Below are 24,010 nucleotides of genomic sequence, written 5' to 3'. Positions count from 1 at the left end.
AAAAGCTGCCAGCAATATGGTTAAAATCAATTGGAGTAGAGAACATGGTCAAGTTCCTAAAACGCTTCAAATCGGAAGAAGCGGGCGCGGTGACAGTCGACTGGGTAGTGCTGACGGCTGTTGTCATTGGCCTGTCCGGTGCGACATACCTCGTCATCAGTTCCAGTGTTGACAGCTTAGGCGGAAATGCAAACGAAGCCATGAATGCTGCCGTAGTCAGCACCGGCTCAAACAGCGCTCCTGGCGGGATCGTCACCGAGGGTACCGCGGGTGGCGGCGGTTAAATCACGCAGCTTGGTGCTTTTGGCGGCCTGAGCAAAGCAATTCCCCAAATTAAAAAACGCGACGTCCATTGGGATGTGGCGTTTTTTGCGTCAAACCCAAATGTCGGGCGAAGCTCGATAGATCATGTGCAGAATTGTGTGGATTTTGGCAGAGAAACTGACAATCAGACATATTTGTCCCACATTTCGACACAATTTGCATTTAAGGATTAGGCTGTTTCAAAGCGCCCTTGCGGCAGCTTAGTATTCGACCAAACTAAATAAAGAGGTACTCGCATGCGAGCGGTATTCGGACTTGTCCTAATTGTCGGCGTAGCTCTGGCCGGAGGCGCAGTCTATATGGCGCGCAACTATATCTCGGCTTACCAAAACGAGCTGGCCCGTCAAAGGCTTGCCGCAGAAGAGGCTCTGGCCAACGCACAGGTCGAGGTAATTCCTACGGTAACAGTATATGTGTCGAATCGCGCACTTAAGTACGGCGAGCGTCTAACGCAGGAAGACATCCGCGCTGTGGACTGGCCGGAAAACGCGATTCCGGAAGGCACCTTCACTGAACTCACAGCTCTGTTCCCTGAAAACGGTCCTACAGAACGTTTTGTTCTGAGAACGATGGAAAAAGACGAAGCGATCATGGGCGTCAAGATTACCGAGCCTGGTGAAAAAGCTGGCCTGACCTCGCGTCTTGAAAAAGGGATGCGCGCCTTTGCAATCAGTGTTGATGTTGCGTCGGGCGTTTCAGGCTTTTTGCGCCCTGGTGATAATGTGGACATCTACTGGACAGGCTCCAGCGGCACTCTTGAAGGCACTGGCAACGGGGGCATTACCCGCCTGATCGAAACCAATGTACAATTGATCGCCGTTGACCAAACAGCGGGGTCCGACGTCACCAACACAACGATCGCACGGACCGTCACAGTTGCGGTAACTCCGCAACAGGTCGCCGCTCTGGCACAAGCTCAAAATTCCGGCCGACTGTCACTGGCACTGGTTGGTGTAGCAGATGAATCTGTCGCATCTACGATTGAAGTTGACCAGCGCAAGCTGCTTGGCATTCAAGCTGCAGCACCGGAACCGGAACAGAAAGTAGAAGAAGTTTGCACGACCCGCATCAGACGCGGCGGCGAGATTGTCAACGTGCCTATCCCTTGCACAAATTGACGCTAATTCAGAACCTTACAAGATCAGAGCCGCGCCTAGGGTGCGGCTCTTTTTTTGTGGTTGTTGCCAATTCTCCACATAAGGAACATTCCGGAAACCATTGATTATTGCAATAAATTTGGAATTCGCGCAGTCTGCTTTGGTATAGGGCATAAGACCCAAAAAACGAGGCGTGATCGGAGAGGCAGGTCACATGACAATACGTTCCTGGATCAGCGCAACCCTGCTGGGGTTGTCGCTTGTTATTAGTCCGGTTGGCGACGCCGCCTGGGCTGAAACTTTGCGCGTGGTGAAAAAGGGTACGGTGGAAACACTGGATGTCCCTATGAACCGCGCAATCGTCGTTGAAAGCGAGCAACCGTTTGCTGAACTCAGCATTGCCAACGCAGGCATTGCGGACATCTCGTCGTTGTCGGACCGGACCATTTATGTTCTGGGTAAGGCTCCGGGCTTAACGACACTGACCCTGTTTGACGGGGCCGGCAACCTGTTAGCCAACGTCCGCGTACGCGTTTCACCCGATGTTTCGGAGTTCAAGGAGCGTCTGCGTCAGATTCTGCCTGAAGAACCCATTGAAGTTCGCACCGCCAATGATGGCATCGTGCTGTCCGGTACGGTTTCCAGCTCGGCCAAACTGTCGCGTGCACTGGAGTTAGCCGAACGCTATGCGCCTGATCGCGTCTCGAACCTCATGTCAGTTGGTGGCGTTCAGCAGGTGATGTTGAAAGTGCGCTTTGCCGAGATGAATCGGTCCGTTGCCAAGAGCTTGACCGCTTCACTGGGTTTCGGCGGCAGTGATGTGACAGGTGGTTTCAACACTCTCAACAACCAGCTTTCACTTAATAATGCCCTCAACAACAACATACCTGCGATTCAAACAAACACAGGCGCGATCCTTTTCGGGTTTGGTGCCGGTTCAACTCAGGTTCGCTTGTTGCTGGAGGCGCTTGAAAGCAAGGGGCTGGCCCGCAGCTTGGCTGAACCGAACTTGTCAGCCTTATCTGGTCAGCAAGCAACATTTTTGGCCGGTGGCGAAGTTCCGATTCCAGTACCACAGGATGAAGGCGTCATAACCATTGAATACAAAGCGTTCGGTGTCGAGATCGATTTCATCCCTCGCGTCGTAGATGGAGACCTGATCAACCTTGAAATGGCAACAGCGGTTTCAAGCATTGATCAAAGCTCTGACTTCACGCTTAACGGTGACCCCGTTCCCAGCTTCATCACGCGCCGGGCAACTACGACGATTGAACTGCGTGACGGCGAAAGCTTTGCTATAGCGGGATTGATCCAGGATGATTTTGCAGACCTGAGCAACCAAGTTCCATGGCTGGGCGACGTTCCGGTTCTTGGGGCCCTGTTCCGCAGCGCCAACTACCAGCGTGAGCAAAGCGAACTCGTTGTTATCATTACTGCGCACCTGGTCTCGCCAACGCGCGGCGAAGCGCTGGCCCTTCCAACCGACCGGGTCAAGCCGCCCAGCGAATTTGATCTGTTCGTGAATGGGCAGGTCGCACGCACTCAGCGTGCCGGTTCCGGTGGAGCATCCGAAGTTGCCAAACAAGATTTCGGCAGCTCGTACGGCTACGTCCTAGATTGATCAGGAGGATAGGACCAATGCAAAAGTGGATCATCACATTGGGTCTTACGGTCGCAGTTGCCGCATGTACGCGCGAGGCCGGATACGAGATCGATGCTGGAACTTTCGGCAACGCAACGTTGAACAACATTCAGGTACAAAACGGTGAACTGACTTACGCTCAGATCCTCGGCCAACGCTTTGCGGCGGATGTACCAAGCCAGGTGAACTTTGCCTTTAACAGTTCACAGTTGGACGCGTCGGCACAGCGAATCCTGTTGCAGCAAGCAGACTGGATCAAACAGTTCCCTGAAGCGCGCTTCCGGGTATACGGCCATACCGACGCTGTGGGTTCGACCAGCTACAACAAAAGCCTCGGCTTGCGCCGTGCCCAGTCGGTTGTGGCCTTCCTTGAGCGCCAAGGAATCTCGCGTTCGCGACTTGAAGCAGTTGTGTCCTTTGGCAAATCGCAGCCTTTGATTGCCACACAGCAGCGCGACCGCCGGAACCGCCGGACTGTGACCGAGGTTTCAGGCTTTGTTGACGGCAACCGGCAGCTTCTGGACGGCAAATACGCAAATGTGATCTACCGGGAATATGTGGAAAGTGCGTCATTCAAGAGCACGGTCCAAGAAGTGACCGCGTCAGATGGCGATGATGGATAATACATCCGAAATGGGCGGCATCGTCGCCCATTTCCCTACAATTGGTTCTTTTGCGCCCAATTCTTGCCCAACTTCAAAGCAACATTGTGAACAATAGGGTGACCTGCGGCCAAATTTGACCGTATTGGGGCGACAGCACATCAATCTGGCGGATTTCGTTCATATGACATGCTGAGCCCTCACGACGAGGATAGTGTTTATGACCAGCGCGACGCCGCAAGATGACAATACAGCAATTTTGGCCTGCACCATCAGCCGGGATGTCCAAAATTTCGATCTTTTGATCGAAGACATGGAGGCCATTCTGGGTGAACGCTGGGGAGATCTGGGCTTTGCCGAGGCGCTGGCCTTTTTCAGCCAGCCAGAAGCTGAATCTCTTGAATTTGTGGCGTTGGCAATTGATGGAGAGGACGAAGACAACCTTTCTTTGATGGGTGAGATCATCACCCAGGCCAAAGAAAAGAAAATCAAAGTTGTCCTGATCGCTGAAGACGTCACACCGGCCTCACTGCATCAGCTATTGCGCAAAGGCGCAGACGAATTCGTCCCCTACCCTCTTCCGGAAGGCGAACTGCAAGAAGCGATCGAGCGCATGAAGCAGCCCGATCCTGTCGCAGTGGCTCAAGCCGCCGCCGTTCCTTTGACAAGCGGCGAGGCAAAGGAAGGGGCATTGTTCGTTGTGCAGGGGCTGGCTGGCGGTGTGGGTGCGACCACAATGGCCGTCAACCTGGCTTGGGAGCTGGCCTGTGCGTCGGAAAAAGATACCCCTTCGGTCTGCCTGATCGATCTGGATCTTCAATACGGTACGGTTTCCACCTATCTGGACCTGCCGCGGCGCGAAACGGTTTTTGAAATGTTGTCAGATACCGAATCGATGGATAACGAGGTTTTCTCACAAGCGCTTCAAACTTATGAAGAAAAGCTTCAGGTTTTGACGGCACCATCGGATATGGTGCCGCTGGATCTGATTACACCAGATGATATTCAGCGCGTTATCGACATGGCCCGCACACATTTCGATTATGTGATCGTCGACATGCCCAAGACGCTGGTTCTGTGGTCCGAAACGGTCTTGCAAGCGGCGCATGTGTATTTCGCGATGATCGAATTGGACATGCGCTCTGCGCAGAATGCACTGCGCCTGAAGCGCGCCTTGCAGGCAGAGGAGTTGCCCTTCAATAAACTGCGTTTTGCTCTAAACCGAGCGCCCAAGTTTACCGATCTCAACGGAAAGAGCCGAGTAAAGCGTATGGGTGAAAGCCTTGGGATCTCGATCGACCTGCAATTGCCCGATGGGGGCAAGCCGGTCATGCAGAGCGGTGACCACGGTCTGCCACTGGCGAATTCGGCCGCCAAGAACCCGTTGCGCCGGGAAATCGCGAAACTGGCAAAATCGCTTCACAGCCTTGGTAGCGGCAGCGCCGAAGAAGCTGCGTAACATCTTTGCAAAGGGGTACCTGCCGTGTTTTCAAGATATAAGAAACCGTCCGCTGCACAGCCGGTAAAAGCGCCGGCACAAGCCACCGAACCGGCAGCGCCCGTTGCACAGGCCGCTGCCACAACGACAGCGGTTGCACGCAAACCCCAAAAAAAGAAGCCCGGCGAGGTCGTTGGATCCGATCGTGATCGCAAGCGAAAGGAACGACTGGGCGAAATCAAGATCGAGCTGCACAAGGAATTGTTGGAAAACCTGAACCTTGCGGCTTTGGAAAACGCGGGCGAAGCCGAATTGCGCGCAGAAATCAGCGCAATTGCCAGCGAGGTTCTGGAAACCAAGAACATCGTTCTGAACCGCGAAGACCGGTCTCAACTGAACAAAGAACTGTATGATGAGGTGACAGGTCTCGGCCCGCTTGAGACCCTGCTACAAGACGACACGGTCAACGATATTCTGGTCAACGGCCCGCAACAGATTTTTGTTGAACGCGCGGGTAAGCTGGAACTCAGCGACATCACGTTCAAGGATGAAAAACACCTGATGCGGATCATCGACAAGATCGTGTCCGCTGTGGGTCGTCGTGTTGATGAATCAAACCCTTATGTTGACGCCCGTCTGGCCGACGGCTCGCGTTTCAACGCCATGGTCCCGCCAATTGCGGTGGATGGATCGCTGGTCTCGATCCGTAAATTCAAAAAGGACAAGCTGGGCATTGACGATCTGGTCAATTTCGGCGCTTTCACGGAAGAAATGGCTGCCTACCTGCAGGCGGCGGTATCAACGCGCCTGAACATAATCGTTTCGGGCGGTACCGGTTCCGGTAAAACAACCACTTTGAACGCACTGTCCAGTTTTATCGACGATGCCGAGCGCATCCTGACCATCGAGGATACGGCGGAACTTCAGTTGCAGCAGACCCATGTGGGACGAATGGAAAGCCGCCCGCCCAACGTGGAAGGCAAAGGCGAAGTCAGCCCGCGCGACTGTTTGAAAAACGCCCTGCGTATGCGGCCTGATCGCATCATCGTGGGTGAGACGCGAGGCGCCGAAGTGATCGACATGTTGCAGGCCATGAACACCGGCCACGATGGGTCGATGACCACGATCCACGCCAACTCGGCGCGTGACGGTATTTCGCGACTAGAGAACATGATTGCCATGGCAGGGATCGAGATGCCGATCAAGGCGGTCCGCAGCCAGATCTCATCTGCTGTGAACCTGATTGTGCAGGCCAGCCGCTTACAGGACGGTTCACGCCGGATGACCTCGATCACCGAGATCACAGGGATGGAAGGCGATGTGATCTCGATGCAGGAAATTTTTCGTTTTCAACGCGTTGGACTAACACCCGACAACAAGATCATCGGTCATTTCACCGCAACCGGCGTGCGCAGCCACTATTCGGAACGCTTCCGTCTGTGGGGCTTTGATCTACCAGCGTCGATCTACGACCCAACCACGATGTAGGAGAAACACGCATGAATGTGCCTATGGAGGCGATTATCTATGTCGCCATCTTTGTGGGGGTTCTTGCCCTGGTCGAGGGCATCTATCTTGTCGCCTTCGGCAAATCCATCAGCCTGAACAGCCGGGTTAACCGCCGTCTGGACATGCTGGAAAAGGGTGCCGGGCGCGAACAGGTGCTTGAGCAGCTGCGCAAGGAAATGCAGCAGCATATGAAATCGCAGAGCATCCCTCTGTATTCACTGCTTGCTGACAAGGCTCAGAAGGCGGCGATTGCGTTTTCCCCGCGTCAGTTGATCATGATCATGGCTTTGGTGTCCGGCGTGGCGTTTGTCGGGCTCAGCATTGGCACTGCCACAGATACCGCACTGCGCGCCGTAATCTCTATCGCGATTGGCATCGGAGGCGTTTACGCATGGGTCAATCACAAGGCCAAGAAACGCATGGGTATGATTGAGGAACAACTGCCCGACGCGGTTGAATTGATGGTGCGTTCGCTGCGTGTGGGTAACCCGTTCGTGTCGACCATTCAGGTGGTTTCAAACGAAGTTCAGGATCCGCTGGGCACTGAATTTGGCGTCATTGCGGATGAATGTGCCTATGGCCGCGATGTCGGTGAGGCCTTGAAAGATATGGCCGAGCGGCTGGACATGCAGGACTTGCGTTTTTTGGCCGTCGCTGTGGGTATCCAACAGCAATCCGGTGGTAACCTCGCTGAAATTCTGGCCGGTCTGGCTCAGGTCATCCGGGCCCGATTCCGCCTGTTCCGCCGGGTAAAAGCCATCACCGCCGAAGCGCAGTGGTCAGGAAAGTTCCTGTCTGGCTTTCCGATTGCCTGTCTGGTTTTCATCCTGGTTAAAGACCCAGGCTATTATGACGAGGTGTTGGACCATCCCTGGTTCATCCCCGCCTGTTTCGTTGTCGCCATCATGCTGACACTGAACCTGATCGTCATGAAGATCATCACCAACATTAAGGTCTGAGGGCGCATCATGGAATTTCTGACCAGCATCAATGACCTTTTGACACAACACCTGGGTGAATTCGGACCGCTTATCGTTGTCGGCATTCTGGGTCTGATAATGATTCTTGTGGCCGTCTCGCTGATGATGAATCAGCCCGAAGACCCGCTGAAAAAACTGCAAAGATCAAACTCAGCCCCTAAAAAGCAAACAAAAGACAAAAAAGAACGGCTTCGCAACTCAAGCCGTAACGAGCAGCTTGAGAAATTTGCAACGTTCCTTGAGCCTAAGAACGAAGAAGAATATTCGGCGGTCGAACTGAAACTGCGGCAGGCCGGGTATCGGTCGAAAGACTCGGTTCGGTTCTTCCATTTCGCTCAGTTTTCGCTGGGTATTCTTGGGATTCTCGTCGGTGTCCTGTTGATCACCGTCTTTTCCGGTGGACAGGAATTCACCGGTCAGCAGATGATCATCCGGGTTTTTGTTCCGGGCGCGATCGGCTACTTCGCCCCCAAATACTGGATCTCACGTCGAGTGGAAGAGCGAAAAGAAGCCATTACCGCAGGATTTCCCGACACGCTTGACCTGATGCTAGTATGCGTCGAAGCCGGGCAATCCCTGGATCAGGCAATCGTCCGTGTGGCCAGCGAAATGAGTGCCTCCTACCCTGACATCGCGCAAGAATTTGAAATCGTCGCCTACGAAATGAAGGCCGGTAAGGACAAAGATACGGTTCTGCGCGACTTCGGTACGCGGTGCGGTGTGCAGGATGTGAATTCATTCGTGACCGTGATGATCCAATCGGCGTCATTTGGTACATCCATTGCCGAAGCTCTGCGGGTGTATGCCGGTGAGATGCGCGACAAACGCGTCATGCGCGCCGAAGAGGCCGCGAACAAGTTGCCGACAAAGATGACTCTTGTCACAATGGCGCTGACAGTGCCGCCATTGCTGATCATTCTGATCGGTCCGTCGGTAAGGGTCATTTCGAGTTTTGGACGCGCGGGCGGATAGAACCCTATGAAAGCTGAAAACAGGTGCTTCCCTTTCGGGTTTCGCCGAATACTTTGGGCCACCACAGTTTGCGCTGTGGTGGCTTCCTGCACGGAAGAGTCGTCGTCAAACGGTTTGGACGCGCCGGGGTTTGATCCCAAAGGTGAGGCTGAAGACAACATAACGGTCGGAAACAGATTGATGGCCGCTGGCGAATACGAGCTGGCATTAGAGTCGTTTTCCCGCGCCGCGCTGGATCAAGGTATGACCACACAGGTGCTGACGTCACTGGGAACAGCCAATCTTGGCTTAAGAAGGGTGGGCCAGGCTGAGACACTTTTGCGCCGCGCTGTTGAGAACGAGCCCGACTGGCCCGTCGCCTGGAACAATCTTGGTGTCCTTCTGATGGAAAAACAGGAATATCCCGAGGCCGCACAGGTGTTTCAGCGAGCGTTTGCATTGGACAATGGCGAAAGTGACGCAATCCGCGACAATCTGCGCTTAGCACTCGCAAAAATGGAAAATCCTGTTAATACTACTACTCAAGAACAAGAATACACACTGGAACAGCGTGGCGACGGGCAATTTACGCTCCGCAAGATCCAGTAATTGAGGCAAGAGCAGTAAAGGACGCAAAAATGCGCCAGCAATTCTTGATTCCGACTGTCATTATCAGCGGTCTGATCCTTTCGGCCTGTGCAAAGGAAACCGAAGAGGAAAAAGTCGAACGCACGTTTCAAGAAGTGAACGTGATTGACGAAACAAACTTGAACGATGTGCTTCTGAACGCGGCTGACCCAAACGAAGCTGTTACCTATTTTCAGGGTGCCGCGCTAAAAAATCCCGACCGGATCGACCTTCAACGCGGATTGGCCATTTCTCTGGGACGTGCCAAGCGCACGACTGAAGCCGCAGCCGCGTGGAAGCGCGTGACGACAATGAAGGGCACGAACGCCGCGGACAGGGTCGAGTACGCGGATGCATTGGTCAGGAGCGGCGACTGGACAAAGGCCAAATCAGTTCTGGATACAGTTCCCCCAACCTTTGAGACCTTCAAGCGGTATCGACTTGAAGCAGTGGTCGCGGATTCGCGCAAAGAATGGAAGCGTGCTGACCACTTTTATGAAACCGCAGTCGGCCTGACCACCCGGCCCGGCAGCGTCATGAACAACTGGGGATATTCGAAACTGACCCGCGGTGAATATGCCGAAGCTGAGCGCCTGTTCACTGACGCCATCCGTCAGGATAGCTCATTGTTCACCGCCAAGAACAATCTGGTATTGGCCCGTTCGGCACAGGGCAACTATAGCCTACCAGTCGTTCCGATGACCCAGATCGAGCGGGCGCGGCTGCTGAACACAATGGCAATTTCAGCTGTTAAACAAGGCGACGTCACAACCGCAAAGAACCTGTTCCGCGAAGCAATCGCTACCCATCCACAGCATTTCGACGAAGCGGTCCGCTCGCTTCGTGCGCTTGAAGGGGCCTGATACATGCACATTCCAGCAGCCGCTGCGGCCTGGTTTCTGCCGTTTGTGCTGCCGATCTGTTTTTATGTCGCCTTCACCGATATGCGTGACATGCGGATCAAGAACCATGCCGTTTACGCGCTGACGCTGGTCTTTGTTGTAATCGGCCTGATCGCAATACCACCCTGGTCGACAGACTGGCTAAGCGGCAATCTGGGTCCTTTGTCGGTGTCGTTGCCGATTTATGCATGGCAACTGCTCCATATCGTGGTGATCTTGCTTCTGGGTATCATCCTGAACGCTGCAGGGGTCATGGGTGCGGGCGACGCCAAGTTCATGGCTGCGGCATCTGCTTTTATCTGGTTGGGTGATCTCAGGGTGATGATGCTGATCCTTATGGCCTGTATTCTGGCCGCTGTTGTGACACACCGGCTTGCTAAACATACACCGCTGCGGGCCATTGCGCCGCATTGGGAAAGCTGGGATCGCGGCAAACAGTTTCCAATGGGCCTTGCTCTGGCTGGTTCCCTAGCCATGTACTTGATTTTGGGTACTGTTCTCGGATCGTAAACTATCATCAGCACGCCTTGTCATTGCCTTTGTCCCGCCACAAAGCTGGGTCATTTTTCCTCCAAACCGCCCTCATTCGGGTATTTGGCGTGACACTTTGACAAACGAGCAACGCGCATGAATATGCAGACTTCCGCAGTTATGGCCCCCCCTGCCCCAAAAGGCCTGGGCGAAATGAAACTTCCGCTGGTGATGATGCGGGATATTCTGCTGAAAACCGTCTTCCGCAAAAATGCCAGCACCGTTTCCGAAATCGCAGCGGCCATTTGTCTGCCCGGTTCGGTAACGCAAGAACTGGTGGACATCGCACGCGATCAGAAACTGCTGGAGGCGACCGGGACCCTGAATGCTAACAGCGGCAACGAGATGGGGTATCAGCTGACCGATGCAGGCAAGGCCCGCGCCTTGGACGCGCTGAGCCAGTCAGAATACTTCGGTGCCATGCCCGTGCCGCTCGACGTTTACCGCGAGCAGGTTAAACGCCAGTCAATCCGCAACATTCAGGTCACACGAGAACAACTGGTTGGCGCAATGGGCCATCTGGTGCTGCCCGACAGCCTGCTGGATCATCTGGGCCCCGCGGTCAGCGCTGGTCGTTCAATCCTGATGTATGGCCCTCCGGGCAACGGTAAATCCTCAATTTCGAACGGTATCCGCGACGCGCTTGGGGACAATGTCTATGTGCCTTACGCCATCGAATATGCCGGTCAGGTGATCACCGTCTATGACCCGATCGTACACACTGCGATCGAGCAAGAGCCTGACGACCCCAACAGCCTGCGTCGCCGCAAACGGTTTGATTCGCGCTATGTCCAATGTGAACGACCTACGGTTGTGACCGGTGGTGAACTGTCACTGAGCATGCTGGATCTGGTCTACAACCCGACCGCGCGGACCTATCAGGCCCCATTGCAGTTGAAATCGACTGGCGGCATCTTTATCGTGGACGACCTTGGCCGTCAGGCCGAACCGCCGCAGGCGCTGGTCAACCGTTGGATTGTTCCGTTGGAAGAGAACAAGGATATCCTGGGCCTGCAATCGGGTGAGAAATTCGAAGTGCCGTTTGACACGTTGGTCATCTTCTCGACCAACTTCCACCCGAATGAGATCTTCGACCAAGCGGCCCTGCGCCGGATCTTCTTCAAAATCAAAATCGACGGTCCGAACCAGGAAAACTTCCTGAAAATCTTTGCCATGGTGGCCCGCAAACGCGGCATGCCACTGGATGAGGCGGCACTGGTGCATCTGCTGAAGGTTAAATACCCGACCATCAACAACATCTACGCCAATTATCAGCCGATCTTCCTGATCGATCAGATGATCTCGATCTGCGAGTTTGAGGGCATCCCCTATCAGATGAGCCCCGATCTGATCGACCGCGCCTGGGCCAACATGTTCGTAAAAGACGAGAAAATCGTCAAATAACGCTGTGCCAATTCCTCTGCCGCGCGGGTAATCTGTGTTCATGACGCAGATTCCCGCTCGGATCGGTACGTGGTTTTCCACCAAAGGCTGGTCCATCCACCCGCATCAGCATGAGATGTTCGACCGGGCGCAAGACCCCGCAACCTTGCTGATCGCGCCCACTGGTGGTGGCAAGACCATGGCCGGCTTTCTGCCAACACTGGCCGAGCTGGCCGACGGTGCCCATACCGGTTTGCACACGATCTATGTTTCACCGCTCAAGGCACTGGCGGCCGATATCAAACGTAACCTGCGCACCCCGGTGGACGAGATCAACCTGCCCATACGGATCGAAGATCGCACCGGCGACACATCGGCCACACAAAAGAAACGTCAACGCGCCGATCCGCCCCATATCCTGCTAACCACACCCGAAAGCCTGGCACTGCTGACCTCTTACGAAGATGCGCCACGTATGTTCGATGGTGTGCAACGGATCATCGTCGATGAAATCCACGCGCTGGCAGAAAGCACGCGGGGTGATCAGCTGATGCTGGCGCTGGCACGACTGCAACGCCTCTACCCTGCTCTGCGTCGCGTCGGCTTGTCAGCCACCGTTGAAGACCCCGCAGCAATAGCCCGCTTTCTGGCCCGCCACCCAGACCCCTGCCAGATCGTGCAGGCAGATCCGGGGCCGGACCCGGATATCCAAATGCTGGAAACAACCGAGATGCCGCCCTGGTCCGGTGGTGGCGCAGCCTATGCGATTCCGGCGGTGCTGGATCAAATCCGGCAGCATAAAACCACACTGATCTTTCATAACACGCGCGCTCAGGCCGAAATCTTCTTTCACAACCTGTGGCTGGCCAATGAAGACGGCCTGCCCATCGGCATTCATCACGGCAGCCTTGACCGGCAACAACGCGAGAGGGTTGAGGCTGCGATGGTCCGGGGGGATCTGCGCGCCATCGTTTGCACTGGTTCTTTGGATCTGGGCATCGACTGGGGCGATGTGGATCTGGTGATCCAGATCGGTGCACCCAAGAATGTCAAACGTCTTGTTCAACGGATCGGGAGGGCCAATCACCGTTATAACGCGCCCTCAAAGGCGCTGCTGGTGCCTGCCAACCGGTTTGAAGTGGTCGAATGCGTCGCTGCGCTGGAGGCGGTAAAAGCCCATGATCTGGATGGCGAACCCCGCGGCCCTGGCCCCCGCGATGTCTTGTGCCAGCATATTCTGATTGCCGCCTGCGCCGGACCGTTTGAGGCTGGTGATCTGTACAAGGAAATGACGGCTGCGGGGCCTTACGCGCACCTGAACCGTGCCGAGTTTGACGCCTGTCTCGATTTCTGCGCCACCGGTGGTTACGCCTTGAAGGCATATGATCGCTGGCAACGGCTGCAACAACGTGCTGACGGGAAATGGCAGCTGCGTGATCCCCGCGCAGCGTCGCGCATTCGCATGAATTTGGGCACAATTCAGGACACTGACACGCTCAAGGTCCGTCTAAAGCGCAGCCGGGGCGGCAAGCCGTTGGGAGAGGTTGAGGAAGCCTTTGCCGCCTCTCTGACGCCTGGCGACACTTTTTTGATAGGTGGACAAATTGTGCGGTATGAGGGCCTGCGCGAAATGGTGGTCGAGGTCAGCCGTCGTGCTGATCGCAAACCCAAGATCGCGACCTTCTCGGGTACGAAATTTGCAACCTCCACCCAGCTCAGCGACCGCATTCTGCGCATGTTTGCCCAAGAAGATTGGCCGCAACTGCCCTCTCATACCGCGGAATGGCTGGCCTTGCAGCGGCAGATCTCGCGCCTGCCTCAGCGCGACCGCTTGCTGATCGAAAGCTTTCCAAGCGACGGTCGGGAAAATCTATGTGTTTACGGATTCGCCGGTCGTAACGCGCAGCAAACACTGGGTCTGCTGCTGACGAAACGGATGGAAGATACTGGCCTGGCCCCGATGGGCTTTGTTGCAACGGATTACGCCACGCTGATCTGGGGGCTGGATGCAGTTACAGATCCTACCCCACTGTTTCAACGCGACGCGTTGCGCGACGGGTTGGACACTTGGCTCGCTGGCAATGCCGTGATGAAACGCACCTTTCGCGCCTCTGCCACCATAGCGGGCCTGATCGAACGCAACACGGTTGGCCAACGCAAAAGCGGGCGGCAGGCAACGTTTTCGTCGGACATTCTCTATGACACTCTGTGGAAATACGACCCGGATCACCTGTTGATGCAGATCACCCGTGAAAAAGCAATGCGCGGGTTGGTCGATTTTGGCCGGATTGAAGCCATGCTGGAGCGAATAGGCGACCGAATGGATCTGCTGCGGCTGGATCGCATATCGCCACTGTCAGCCCCACTTTTCCTTGAGGTCGGAAAAGTTCCCGTGAAAGGCGCTGCAGAGGAACGCCTGCTGGCGGAAGAAAGCGAGCGTTTATTGCAATCAGCCGGGCTAGATCAGCTTTGATCCTCTTGCGTCAGGCAACGAAACACGCCAAGAACGTATCATGAACGTGTGCGAGTTTTTCTTTGCAAGTCAGCGCCTCGGCGCTCTGTCTTCGGGTGCGCTGTGGTGGCCAGAGCAGCAAATGCTGTGTGTCTCGGACCTGCATTTGGGCAAATCCGAACGATTGGCGCGGCGCAACGGGCTTGCATTGCCCCCTTACGACACCCGCGAAACACTGGATCGATTGGCGGATGATTTGGAGCGCACCAACGCGGAAACTGTTCTATGCTTGGGTGACAGCTTTGACGACCTTGAAGCCGCCCAAGCGCTGCCTTCAGCCGAAAGACTACGGATCGCAGCATTGCAAGCTGGGCGCAAATGGATATGGATCGAAGGAAACCATGATCCCGGCCCAATTGAGCTGGGCGGAACTCACCTGTTCGAATGGCGCATTGGCCCGCTTGTCTTTCGCCATATTGCAGAGGATCAAGCACAAGGAGAAGTTTCCGGCCATTACCACCCAAAAGCGCGGATCAGGGTAAGGGGGCGGCACATTTCGCGACCCGCTTTTCTATTGGATCAAAAACGCCTGATCCTGCCGGCTTACGGTACCTTCACAGGCGGGCTGCGCAGTTCGGATCAAGTTCTGGCAGACCTCATGGATCAAAGCGCCATGGCTATTCTAACCGGCCCGCACCCGCAGATGATGCCGATGCCGCGCTAACGTCAGATCAAACCGTCCTGTTCCAACATCGGTTTGTACTTTCGGCTGACTGGCACCAGATCGCCGTTGACCAGCTTTAAGAACGTTTTGCCATTTGTCTTTTCAACACCGGCGATAGAAGCATCCGTCACCCAATGCGAGCGATGCGAGCAATGGCCGGGAACCGGTTCCATCTCGGCAATGGCGTCCGTGAAACGCGACCGGAGCGTGAAAACTCCTTCCGAAGTCACAACATCCACATTGTGATCCCTTACGGTCAGGCGATAAATCTGACCATTGAAACCAGCAGGTAAGCGTTTGGCAAGACGCGGCTTTTCAATGTCTGGCGACAACGCCACTGCAGCTTGCAAGTCGTTGCGTTGCACAAAAACCAGCCCTGCCACCAACAACACCCCATAAACAGCAACTGTTTGCGCACCTGGTGCCATATGACCACCGATAGTGAACAAAATCCACGCCAGCAACCAAAGCGACGGTGTGAAAAAGGACAGGATCAGACCGGCGTAAGCTAGATCCCGGGCTGGAATGTTCAAAAGCAATGGGCTGTTGAGCATCAGCTTTCGCACTAAACCGGTCACTGAAAGTGCCAAGACCATGACGCCGACCCAAAACAGAAGGCGCAAACCAAAGCTGAGTTCGGCAACCAGAAATGGTGGGAACGCATAGGCAAGCACAGGAAGAAAAACGACGCCCGCTGACACTCTTTGCGGGGTGCAAGCTTTTCGAATTGAATTTAACTTAGACGACATACTGCTTTTGTGCGTGCATAGCCCGAGCGCGATAGGCACAAGGGAAAATAAACCTGTAAACAACTGGAAATACAGGCTTATCAAGATAATTCAAGCTGGGAAACCCACTCATGAGTACGTCGCTCATGTTGTCTTGGGTTTAGTCCTGGCGTGTCACGCAGTCAGGTTAGGCGACGGGCCGTCTGTAGCGGCCCGACCCAAGTTGGTTTAGGCTGTCAGACCTTCCGGTTCTGGCAATCCGTTGGACCGGCAGCAGGCGGTCAGCGTGTTGGCCAGCAAACACGCGATAGTCATCGGGCCTACGCCGCCCGGAACCGGAGTGATTGCGCCCGCACGTTCAGCCGCGCTGGCGTAGTCTACGTCGCCAACCAGCTTGTTCTTGCCGTCACGCTCGATCCGGTTGATGCCTACGTCGATCACGGTGGCACCTTCCTTGATCCAGTCGCCCGGCACCATCTCAGGACGGCCAACAGCGGCGACAACAATGTCTGCGCGACGCACGACGTCAGGCAGGTCTTTGGTGCGCGAATGCGCAATCGTTACGGTGCAGCTGTCGCCCAGCAACAGCTGTGCCATAGGTTTGCCAACGATGTTTGAACGGCCAATCACAACCGCATCCATGCCCGACAGCGAGCCGTGATAGTCGCGCAGCATCATCAGGCACCCAAGCGGCGTGCAGGGCACCATCGATTTCTGCCCGGTGCCCAGCAGGCCCACGTTCGAGATGTGAAAACCATCGACATCCTTGGCAGGATCAATCGAGTTGATCACAAGATCTTCGTTCAAGTGCTTTGGCAGAGGCAGCTGAACCAGAATGCCATGGACGGCGGGATCGTTGTTCAGCTTATCGATCAGAGTCAGCAGGTCCTCTTCCGAGGTGTCGACGTCCAGCTTGTGTTCATACGAGTTCATGCCGACCTCGACGGTCTGCTTGCCCTTCGAGCGGACATAAACCTGGCTGGCGGGGTCTTCGCCTACCAGAACCACGGCAAGGCCGGGGGTGATGCCGTTTTCTTCTTTCAGCTTGGCAACCTGATCGGCCACTTGCGCGCGCACTTTTGCCGCGAATGCCTTACCGTCGATAACCTGCGCTACCATCCTTTGATCCCTTCTTTCAAAAAACGGATCGGGCGCAAGATGCGCCCGGTCAGTCAGTCAGAGCCGAGCACACGCTCTTCGCGGGCAATCGACCAATCTATCAAAATACGCCAGAGTTCTTCAGCAAGCTCAGGGTCCATACCCAGTTCATCGGAACTCTTGCGCACGCGCTGCACCACCTCTTCAACACGATCCGGGATTCGGGCGGGCAGCCCCTCGCCGGGTTTCAGCTGGGACGCACGGTCGATGTAACTGGCACGGTTCACCAGCATTTCGATCAGTTGGCGGTCCAGCCTGTCGATCTGAACCCGCAATTCCTGCATAGTGTCACAGTCTTGCGGCGGTGTCAGAGTGGGCATCGCGGTCTCCTCATGGCCCGGGGAAATCCCCGGACCACGAGATGGTTCAAAAAACGGCTTAGAACAAGCCCTCGATCTCACCTGCGTCGTTAAGGCAGATGGTTTCTGCAGCCGGTTTGCGGGGCAGACCAGGCATGGTCATGATCTCACCGCAGACAACTACGATAAAACCGGCACCTGCGGACAGGCGAACCTCACGCACCGGAACCGAGTGGCCGGTGGGCGCGCCGCGCAGGGTCGGATCGGTCGAGAACGAGTACTGAGTTTTCGCCATGCAGACCGGCAGGTTGCCATAGCCCGCGTCTTCCCACTCGCGCAGTTGGTTGCGGATCTTGTTGTCGGCCAGAACCTCGTCAGCGCGGTAGATGCGCTTGGCGATGGTTTCGATCTTTTCGAACAGCGGCATTTCGTCGGGGTAGATCGGCGCGAAGTTTGCGGTGCCACCTTCAACGATTTCGACCACTTTCTCGGCCAGCGGAGCCGAGCCTTCCGAGCCCAGTTCCCAGTGACGCGACAGAACTGCTTCGACACCGTGATCGGCGCAGTAGTTCTTGACGGCCTCGACTTCGGCATCGGTGTCGGTGACGAAGTGGTTGATGGCGACAACAACCGGCACACCGAACGATTTCACGTTCTCGATGTGGCGGCCCAGGTTGGCGCAGCCCGACTTAACAGCGTCAACGTTTTCAGCACCCAGATCAGCCTTGGCCACGCCACCGTTCATCTTCATCGCGCGTACAGTGGCAACCAGAACAACAGCCGACGGGGCGATGCCCGCTTTACGGCATTTGATGTTCATGAACTTTTCGGCGCCAAGGTCCGCACCAAAGCCAGCCTCGGTCACAACATAGTCAGCGACTTTCAGCGCGGTCTTGGTCGCGATGACCGAGTTACAGCCGTGCGCGATGTTCGCGAACGGGCCACCGTGAACAAAGGCCGGGTTGTTTTCCAGCGTTTGCACCAGGTTCGGCTGCATGGCGTCCTTCAGCAGAACGGTCATTGCGCCTTCGGCCTTGATGTCGCGGCAATAAACCGGGGTTTTATCGCGGCGGTAAGCAACGATGATGTCGCCCAGACGCTTTTCAAGGTCTTTCAGATCGTTGGCCAGGCACAGGATCGCCATGACTTCGGATGCCACGGTGATGTCAAAGCCTGCTTCGCGCGGGAAGCCGTTCGAAACACCTCCCAAGCTGGCGGTGATCTGACGCAGGGCACGGTCGTTCATGTCGACCACACGACGCCATGCAACACGGCGCGTGTCGATTTCGGCTTCATTGCCCCAGTAAATGTGGTTGTCGATCATCGCCGACAGCAGCGAGTGCGCCGAGGTGATGGCGTGGAAGTCGCCGGTGAAGTGCAGGTTCATCTCTTCCATCGGAACAACCTGCGCGTAACCGCCACCTGCAGCACCGCCCTTCATGCCGAAGTTCGGGCCCAGCGAGGCTTCGCGGATACAGATCATCGCATTCTTGCCGATGCGGTTCAGGCCGTCACCCAGACCAACGGTGGTGGTGGTCTTGCCTTCGCCTGCCGGGGTCGGGTTAATCGCGGTCACCAAAATCAGCTTGCCGTCTTCGCGGTCCTGAACCGAGTTGATGAAGTCCTGACTGACTTTAGCTTTGTCATGGCCGTAAGGCAGCAGATCCGCTGAGTCGATGCCGATCTTGGCACCGATTTCCTGAATCGGCTTTTTGTTCGCTTCACGAGCGATTTCGATATCGGATTTGTAGCTCATTGGCCGGGGTCCCTAATTGAATGCCGTGCAATACCGACGCGATACGTCGGCGCTGCGCATTCCATACCCTTGTGTACAATCTCAATAGCCATGGATTCCGACATTCTGGTGTCGCGAAGCGTCGTAAGGTCATTTCATCGGTTTCTAATCGGAAACCTGACGCGTTTAAGGAGCCCAGGCGGGCTGGTCCGGAACAAACAACGTCAGATGATCCCCAAGCTGAATACGCCCCGGGCGTTCGACCCATCCGGTTATGCCGCGACGCCCCACCGCTGCCGGTTTGAACGCGGCACCATACCCGGGCTGATCCGCCTCGACCTCGCGCCCCGGTAACACGCAGGGAGCGTTTTCCATGTCGACGGTGATTGTTGCACCTAACGCGGCCTGCAAGCGTGATGATGGCGGAATGTGCGAGAAATCGGGAATGCCTTTCAGGACAATTGATGCGCCAAGATATGCGGGGTCTAGCGCCTCCAAACCCATACCCTGCGCGATCTGGTCAAGCTCTTCCACTGACAGAACCGACAACTGACGTACATTGCGGATTTCTGTCCCTGTGGGATAGAGGTTCTTGACCCGCACACAGGATGCCCGATTGAGCCCTTCGTGCCGTTCCCCAGCCACACCATCAAATGCCAGGTCCAACTCTTGCACGGCTGTCGCACGAAGCGACTTCCCAGCAGGAACATGGCCCAACCAAACCACTTCGCCTACATATTCAGTTTCACGCAAAAACGGCATAATGGCATCCCTTTTCCGCTGGAGTTCGAAAGGCATATTGCCCAGCAAACGTCAGATGAAAAGAGAAAAGACCCGAGCGTTCGCCCGGGTCTTTGTGATTTATGCGGTAGGTTCTGGCTCCATCCCACCCTCAGGAGGGGATTTCTTGGCCTTCGTCTTGGGAATGGCCGTAACGCTGGGTGCGCTGCCCTGATCCGGGCTGTCCCCTTCGTCATCGCCTTCGGTCGGCGATTCACCATTCATGACACGCTTGATCTCGTCCCCGGTCAGGGTCTCGTATTCCAGCAGGCCTTGGGCCAAACGCTCCCATTCTTCGTTCTTGTCGGTCAGAATCTTGTGAGCGCGCTCATAGCCTTGCTGGATCAGGCGCTTTACCTCTTCCTCGATCAGCTCTTTGGTATGCGCCGACACTGAGAAACCAGCAGTGTTGCCTGAATATCCCTCATGCGCCTCGGCATAATCGATATTGCCGACTTTATCGGACATACCCCAGCGCATCACCATGGCGCGGGCCAACTGGCTGGCCTGCATGATGTCACCGGCGGGGCCGTTCGAGACGTGGTCTTCACCGTATTTGATCACTTCGGCCGCTTTGCCCGCCATGGTCATCGCCAGCTTCTGCTCACACTCGTCCCGGTGATAGTTCAGCTGATCCATTTCGGGCAGGCTGACAACCATGCCAAGCGCACCGCCACGCGGGATGATCGTCGCCTTATAGACCGGATCACACAGCGGCAGGGTCATGCCAACGACGGCGTGGCCCGATTCGTGATAAGCGGTCTTTTCTTTCTGATCCTGAGTCAGCACCATCGACCGGCGCTCGGCCCCCATCATCACCTTGTCCTTGGCGTTCTCAAAATCTTCCATGGTGACAAAGCGACGACCCACACGCGCTGCCATCAGCGCAGCCTCGTTCACAAGGTTCGCCAGATCAGCGCCCGAGAAACCCGGAGTACCACGCGCGATGATGCGCAGATCGACATCGGGGCCCAAAGGTGTCTTGCGGGCGTGCACGCCCAGAATCTTCTCGCGGCCTTTGATGTCGGGGTTGCCAACTGTCACGTTGCGGTCAAACCGGCCCGGACGCAGCAGCGCAGGGTCCAGAACATCCTTACGGTTCGTCGCCGCCAGTATGATCACGCCTTCGTTGGCCTCGAACCCGTCCATCTCAACCAGCAGCTGGTTGAGCGTCTGTTCGCGTTCATCATTACCACCACCGTAGCCGGCACCACGGTGACGGCCCACGGCATCGATCTCGTCGATAAACACGATGCACGGCGCGTTCTTCTTGGCCTGTTCGAACATGTCGCGCACGCGGGATGCACCAACACCCACGAACATCTCAACGAAGTCCGAACCGGAAATGGTGAAGAACGGTACACCTGCCTCACCTGCAATCGCACGGGCCAGCAGTGTTTTACCGGTACCCGGAGGGCCAACCAAAAGCGCGCCTTTTGGAATTTTTCCACCAAGCCGCGAAAACTTCTGCGGGTTGCGCAGGAATTCCACGATCTCTTCCAGCTCTTCCTTAGCCTCATCAATGCCAGCAACATCATCGAAGGTCACACGGCCATGCTTTTCGGTCAGCATCTTGGCCTTGGACTTGCCAAAGCCCATCGCACCGCCTTTGCCGCCGCCCTGCATGCGGTTCATGAAGTAAACCCATACGCCGATCAGCAGCAAGAAAGGCAGCAGCGTGATCAGGAAGGACTGGAACCCAGACTGCTGTTGCTTGACCGCTTGAACCGGGATGTTCTCATCGATCAGCAGCTTGGTGACCTCGGCGTCGCCTGGTTTGATCGTGACATAGGTCGCGCCGTTTTCAGTGGTATAGCGAATCTGCTCTCCATCCAGCGTCACGTTTTTGACTTCACCGCTTTGGACGGCACCGACAAAGTCGGAATATGTTCTCTCATTGCTCTGAAGCGTTCCACCCGGTCCACTGAACAGATTGAACAGTGCCAGAATAAGCAGGAACAGAACGACCCAAAACGCGATATTGCGAGCGTTGCCCAAGGAAAATCTCCCAAAAGTTTCGGCAGGTGAGGAACTGCCAAGTTGTCTCTTAAAATAGAGAGGATTGTCCTATGTTCAATGCGATAAAAAAGATGCGTGAAATGCAGGCCAATCCGAGACCGGTTCCGCACGCCATCCATTGGCAAATCCCGCAAGCGGAGCCGCAACAACCGTTTCGCCCGCCCAAACCGCAGGGGTTGCAGTCAAAGCAAGCCTGGGACGCCCTGTGTTTTGCCAATTTACGACCTGGTGCAGCCCTTTTTCGCCCAGCGCTCGAATTTCCGCGCCTTCCGTTTCTGGGCCGGTCAGCACCCATTTGCTGTCCCAGGCGGTGCCAGATGCGGCAATTTGGCCCTCTACGGACTTAAATTCCCTGCAAATCCAAACACTCGCGCCTTTCGGCACCAGCAGACACCCGGCAATTGACCCGGCTTGACCGCAGGCAATAGCATCCATTGCCTGCTCTACAGTCGCCTGACGCGGGGGATAGCCCTGCCCGGCAATCCATTCGAGAATTCCCAGCAGAACACGCCTTTGAATCTCTTTCGGCAGTGCAGCAAACCCAGCCCGGTCCACCCTCACATCGCTTTGATCGACCCGTGTCACTTTCCGCGCGGATTCCTGCGCAAAAACACCCAAAGCCTCATGCGCCTGCGCCAGATTATTTGCTACGCGTGACAAAGACAGTGCATCGATTCCCAAGGGTTCAAGACCGTGAAGAGCTTCACGAGCCTTGATCCGGTCAAATTGCGCGTCCTGATTCGATGGGTCCTCGACCCAACTCGCCTCGATTTCTGTTAGGTAAGTGCGCAGCCTGTCTCGGGTGATACCCAGCATTGGTCGCAACAACGTCACCCCATCCCGTTGCCGCATGGGCGACATACCTGACAGGCCTGTGACGCCAGAGGACCGCCCCAGTCGCATGAGCAAAGTTTCGGCCTGATCGTCTGCGGTATGCCCCAAAGCGATTGCACCAATACCATTGTCCTTTGCCCAATTGGTCATCAGGTTGTATCGCGCCTGACGCGCTTGATCTTGCAGGTTGCCCACACCGTCCCAGCCCGACCATCGCAGAGTGTCGTGCTGCAAGCCCAGGGTCGCAGCCTGACGGGCAACGGCCTCGGCCTCCTGCGCCGCCTCGGGGCGCAACCCGTGGTCGACTGTGACAGCATAGAGTGTGATCGCTTCTGTTTGGGCGACAGTGTGCAACAGATGCATCAGGGCGACGGAATCTCCGCCACCTGATACAGCAACCCCCAGCTTGCGGGGCAGATTGTCCGGCAACCTTTTGCGAAGATCGGAAATCAGGCTGTTTGGCTGAGTGCTCAAGAACACCCCAGCGCAGTCATCTCTTGCGTGGCGTTTGCCAGCGCAGGCGCAGAGGGGAATCGCACCCCGACCTCATTCAGTGTGATGCAAGCCTGATCGGTTTGTCCCAATCGGCCCAGCGCTGCGCCCAGCTCGTACAGGGCTTCGGGGGCAAAGGCACCTTCGGAATCGCCGGTGAAGCTGGCCAAAAAGGCGCGAGCCGCTTCGCGAGTGTCACCCAGTCCCTCAAGGGCGTGACCCCGTTTCAGGTTCGCTTCAGGGGCCAGTGGGCTGCCGGGATAGTTTGCCTCGAACTGCGCGAACATGGTGGCGGCCGTTTGGAAATCACCATCGACCAAAGCTTGCGACGCCGTATCGAAATCCGCGCGTTCGCCCACGGCAAGCTCGGTTTGATCCGTTGCTGGTGGCGTTGCAACGCTTACGGGGCCCGTGTCAGACGCCGTATCACCGCCCAATGTCGAGGTTTCCTCAAGCGCCGACAGGTCTCCGCCTTCAAGTTCGACCAACCGAAACTCCAGATCGCCAATGCGGTTCGTGCCATCGGTGACTATGTTCTGGACCCGTTGGTTCAATTGCTCGGTCTGGCGCGTCAGGCGCTGCAACTCAGCCTCGATCGCGTCAACACGCTCAAGCACCGAACTGCCGGACAGGTTGGGCGCAGGCGATCCTGTGGTGGAAAACTCGCGCTTCAGGCGCTGTATCTCGACATGCAGCACCGTCAGCTCCTGACGAATATCCGCCAGGGTCTGCTGATCCTGTGCCTTCGCCACACCCGCCGTCGCCACGACGGCCGCCAAAACCCATCCTGCAATACGCATCAT

The 24,010-nt window shown here is 56.0% G+C and carries 22 protein-coding genes; 14 read left to right on the top strand and 8 right to left on the bottom strand.

Annotated elements, in window-relative coordinates; translation table 11 throughout:
* Nucleotides 1-44 precede the first annotated feature (44 nt).
* From I9187_RS03485 to pdeM, 14 genes are all read left to right on the top strand, one after another.
* On the top strand, nucleotides 45-284 hold the full coding sequence (locus tag I9187_RS03485) for a hypothetical protein (protein ID WP_171177904.1): 240 nt from the start codon (nucleotides 45-47) through the stop codon (nucleotides 282-284).
* Between the two features lie 276 nt (nucleotides 285-560).
* Complete coding sequence (gene cpaB / locus I9187_RS03480; protein WP_171235296.1) at nucleotides 561-1,442, top strand: Flp pilus assembly protein CpaB; 882 nt, start codon at nucleotides 561-563, stop codon at nucleotides 1,440-1,442.
* A gap of 193 nt (nucleotides 1,443-1,635) precedes the next feature.
* On the top strand, nucleotides 1,636-3,042 hold the full coding sequence (locus tag I9187_RS03475) for a type II and III secretion system protein family protein (protein ID WP_171177908.1): 1,407 nt from the start codon (nucleotides 1,636-1,638) through the stop codon (nucleotides 3,040-3,042).
* 17 nt (nucleotides 3,043-3,059) lie between these two features.
* Nucleotides 3,060-3,686, top strand: a complete 627-nt coding sequence (locus I9187_RS03470; protein ID WP_209940059.1) for an OmpA family protein — start codon at nucleotides 3,060-3,062, stop codon at nucleotides 3,684-3,686.
* A 199-nt stretch (nucleotides 3,687-3,885) separates the two neighbouring features.
* A complete protein-coding gene (locus I9187_RS03465) occupies nucleotides 3,886-5,124 on the top strand; it encodes an AAA family ATPase (RefSeq protein ID WP_171177912.1) in 1,239 nt (412 codons plus the stop codon).
* 24 nt (nucleotides 5,125-5,148) lie between these two features.
* Nucleotides 5,149-6,591 carry a CpaF family protein gene (locus tag I9187_RS03460; protein WP_171235300.1) on the top strand — a complete coding sequence of 481 codons (1,443 nt, stop codon included), beginning with the start codon at nucleotides 5,149-5,151 and terminating at the stop codon, nucleotides 6,589-6,591.
* 11 nt (nucleotides 6,592-6,602) lie between these two features.
* The gene (locus I9187_RS03455; protein WP_171177923.1) at nucleotides 6,603-7,571 is read left to right on the top strand and encodes a type II secretion system F family protein; all 969 of its coding nucleotides are present in this window, start codon (nucleotides 6,603-6,605) and stop codon (nucleotides 7,569-7,571) included.
* A 9-nt stretch (nucleotides 7,572-7,580) separates the two neighbouring features.
* Nucleotides 7,581-8,564, top strand: coding sequence for a type II secretion system F family protein (locus tag I9187_RS03450; RefSeq protein ID WP_171177924.1), 984 nt, complete (start codon nucleotides 7,581-7,583; stop codon nucleotides 8,562-8,564).
* A gap of 6 nt (nucleotides 8,565-8,570) precedes the next feature.
* Nucleotides 8,571-9,152, top strand: a complete 582-nt coding sequence (locus tag I9187_RS03445; RefSeq protein ID WP_171177926.1) for a tetratricopeptide repeat protein — start codon at nucleotides 8,571-8,573, stop codon at nucleotides 9,150-9,152.
* A gap of 29 nt (nucleotides 9,153-9,181) precedes the next feature.
* On the top strand, nucleotides 9,182-10,033 hold the full coding sequence (locus tag I9187_RS03440) for a tetratricopeptide repeat protein (protein WP_171177928.1): 852 nt from the start codon (nucleotides 9,182-9,184) through the stop codon (nucleotides 10,031-10,033).
* Nucleotides 10,034-10,036: 3 nt separating this feature from the next.
* A complete protein-coding gene (locus I9187_RS03435; protein ID WP_171177930.1) occupies nucleotides 10,037-10,582 on the top strand; it encodes a prepilin peptidase in 546 nt (181 codons plus the stop codon).
* A gap of 117 nt (nucleotides 10,583-10,699) precedes the next feature.
* Nucleotides 10,700-12,007: an ATPase gene (locus tag I9187_RS03430; protein ID WP_171235303.1), complete on the top strand. Its 1,308-nt coding sequence runs from the start codon at nucleotides 10,700-10,702 to the stop codon at nucleotides 12,005-12,007.
* A gap of 40 nt (nucleotides 12,008-12,047) precedes the next feature.
* A complete protein-coding gene (locus I9187_RS03425) occupies nucleotides 12,048-14,459 on the top strand; it encodes a ligase-associated DNA damage response DEXH box helicase (protein WP_209940058.1) in 2,412 nt (803 codons plus the stop codon).
* 40 nt (nucleotides 14,460-14,499) lie between these two features.
* A complete protein-coding gene (gene pdeM, locus I9187_RS03420; protein WP_171177936.1) occupies nucleotides 14,500-15,162 on the top strand; it encodes a ligase-associated DNA damage response endonuclease PdeM in 663 nt (220 codons plus the stop codon).
* Between the two features lie 2 nt (nucleotides 15,163-15,164).
* Here the strand turns inward: pdeM and I9187_RS03415 are convergent, their stop codons facing one another.
* The 8 genes from I9187_RS03415 to ybgF all read right to left on the bottom strand — a co-directional run bounded on the left by I9187_RS03415 (nucleotide 15,165) and on the right by ybgF (nucleotide 24,007).
* Nucleotides 15,165-15,758 carry a LytTR family DNA-binding domain-containing protein gene (locus I9187_RS03415; protein ID WP_245222952.1) on the bottom strand — a complete coding sequence of 198 codons (594 nt, stop codon included), beginning with the start codon at nucleotides 15,756-15,758 and terminating at the stop codon, nucleotides 15,165-15,167.
* A 360-nt stretch (nucleotides 15,759-16,118) separates the two neighbouring features.
* The gene (folD, locus tag I9187_RS03410; RefSeq protein WP_171177940.1) at nucleotides 16,119-17,009 is read right to left on the bottom strand and encodes a bifunctional methylenetetrahydrofolate dehydrogenase/methenyltetrahydrofolate cyclohydrolase FolD; all 891 of its coding nucleotides are present in this window, start codon (nucleotides 17,007-17,009) and stop codon (nucleotides 16,119-16,121) included.
* A 53-nt stretch (nucleotides 17,010-17,062) separates the two neighbouring features.
* Entirely contained in the window at nucleotides 17,063-17,368 is a 306-nt protein-coding gene (locus I9187_RS03405; protein WP_171177942.1) for a chorismate mutase, read from the bottom strand.
* Nucleotides 17,369-17,426: 58 nt separating this feature from the next.
* On the bottom strand, nucleotides 17,427-19,103 hold the full coding sequence (locus tag I9187_RS03400) for a formate--tetrahydrofolate ligase (protein WP_171238135.1): 1,677 nt from the start codon (nucleotides 19,101-19,103) through the stop codon (nucleotides 17,427-17,429).
* 165 nt (nucleotides 19,104-19,268) lie between these two features.
* Nucleotides 19,269-19,844: a sulfurase gene (locus tag I9187_RS03395; RefSeq protein ID WP_171727642.1), complete on the bottom strand. Its 576-nt coding sequence runs from the start codon at nucleotides 19,842-19,844 to the stop codon at nucleotides 19,269-19,271.
* 99 nt (nucleotides 19,845-19,943) lie between these two features.
* On the bottom strand, nucleotides 19,944-21,860 hold the full coding sequence (gene ftsH, locus I9187_RS03390) for an ATP-dependent zinc metalloprotease FtsH (RefSeq protein WP_171177949.1): 1,917 nt from the start codon (nucleotides 21,858-21,860) through the stop codon (nucleotides 19,944-19,946).
* Between the two features lie 75 nt (nucleotides 21,861-21,935).
* Nucleotides 21,936-23,195: a tRNA lysidine(34) synthetase TilS gene (gene tilS / locus I9187_RS03385; protein ID WP_348540069.1), complete on the bottom strand. Its 1,260-nt coding sequence runs from the start codon at nucleotides 23,193-23,195 to the stop codon at nucleotides 21,936-21,938.
* Entirely contained in the window at nucleotides 23,186-24,007 is an 822-nt protein-coding gene (ybgF, locus tag I9187_RS03380; protein ID WP_171178101.1) for a tol-pal system protein YbgF, read from the bottom strand. Before ybgF ends, tilS begins: the two co-directional genes overlap by 10 nt.
* Between the last annotated feature and the right edge of the window lie 3 nt (nucleotides 24,008-24,010).

Origin of the sequence: Ruegeria sp. HKCCE4148 (genome assembly GCF_017872495.1) — a bacterium.
Taxonomy (GTDB): Bacteria; Pseudomonadota; Alphaproteobacteria; order Rhodobacterales; family Rhodobacteraceae; genus Ruegeria.
Note: the sequence above shows the minus strand (reverse complement) of the source record. Positions and strands in the feature narration are given on the sequence as shown.

Excerpts from the sequence above, each read along its gene's own strand:
- I9187_RS03450 (WP_171177924.1), top strand. The coding sequence starts at position 7,581 with ATGGAATTTCTGACCAGCATCAATGACCTTTTGACACAACACCTGGGT.
- I9187_RS03400 (WP_171238135.1), bottom strand. The coding sequence starts at position 19,103 with ATGAGCTACAAATCCGATATCGAAATCGCTCGTGAAGCGAACAAAAAG.
- I9187_RS03475 (WP_171177908.1), top strand. The coding sequence starts at position 1,636 with ATGACAATACGTTCCTGGATCAGCGCAACCCTGCTGGGGTTGTCGCTT.
- pdeM (WP_171177936.1), top strand. The coding sequence starts at position 14,500 with ATGAACGTGTGCGAGTTTTTCTTTGCAAGTCAGCGCCTCGGCGCTCTG.
- ybgF (WP_171178101.1), bottom strand. The coding sequence starts at position 24,007 with ATGCGTATTGCAGGATGGGTTTTGGCGGCCGTCGTGGCGACGGCGGGT.
- I9187_RS03455 (WP_171177923.1), top strand. The coding sequence starts at position 6,603 with ATGAATGTGCCTATGGAGGCGATTATCTATGTCGCCATCTTTGTGGGG.
- I9187_RS03430 (WP_171235303.1), top strand. The coding sequence starts at position 10,700 with ATGAATATGCAGACTTCCGCAGTTATGGCCCCCCCTGCCCCAAAAGGC.
- I9187_RS03445 (WP_171177926.1), top strand. The coding sequence starts at position 8,571 with ATGAAAGCTGAAAACAGGTGCTTCCCTTTCGGGTTTCGCCGAATACTT.
- I9187_RS03465 (WP_171177912.1), top strand. The coding sequence starts at position 3,886 with ATGACCAGCGCGACGCCGCAAGATGACAATACAGCAATTTTGGCCTGC.
- I9187_RS03440 (WP_171177928.1), top strand. The coding sequence starts at position 9,182 with ATGCGCCAGCAATTCTTGATTCCGACTGTCATTATCAGCGGTCTGATC.
- I9187_RS03405 (WP_171177942.1), bottom strand. The coding sequence starts at position 17,368 with ATGCCCACTCTGACACCGCCGCAAGACTGTGACACTATGCAGGAATTG.
- I9187_RS03470 (WP_209940059.1), top strand. The coding sequence starts at position 3,060 with ATGCAAAAGTGGATCATCACATTGGGTCTTACGGTCGCAGTTGCCGCA.
- I9187_RS03435 (WP_171177930.1), top strand. The coding sequence starts at position 10,037 with ATGCACATTCCAGCAGCCGCTGCGGCCTGGTTTCTGCCGTTTGTGCTG.
- I9187_RS03425 (WP_209940058.1), top strand. The coding sequence starts at position 12,048 with ATGACGCAGATTCCCGCTCGGATCGGTACGTGGTTTTCCACCAAAGGC.
- I9187_RS03415 (WP_245222952.1), bottom strand. The coding sequence starts at position 15,758 with ATGGTCTTGGCACTTTCAGTGACCGGTTTAGTGCGAAAGCTGATGCTC.
- cpaB (WP_171235296.1), top strand. The coding sequence starts at position 561 with ATGCGAGCGGTATTCGGACTTGTCCTAATTGTCGGCGTAGCTCTGGCC.
- I9187_RS03485 (WP_171177904.1), top strand. The coding sequence starts at position 45 with ATGGTCAAGTTCCTAAAACGCTTCAAATCGGAAGAAGCGGGCGCGGTG.
- I9187_RS03395 (WP_171727642.1), bottom strand. The coding sequence starts at position 19,844 with ATGCCGTTTTTGCGTGAAACTGAATATGTAGGCGAAGTGGTTTGGTTG.
- folD (WP_171177940.1), bottom strand. The coding sequence starts at position 17,009 with ATGGTAGCGCAGGTTATCGACGGTAAGGCATTCGCGGCAAAAGTGCGC.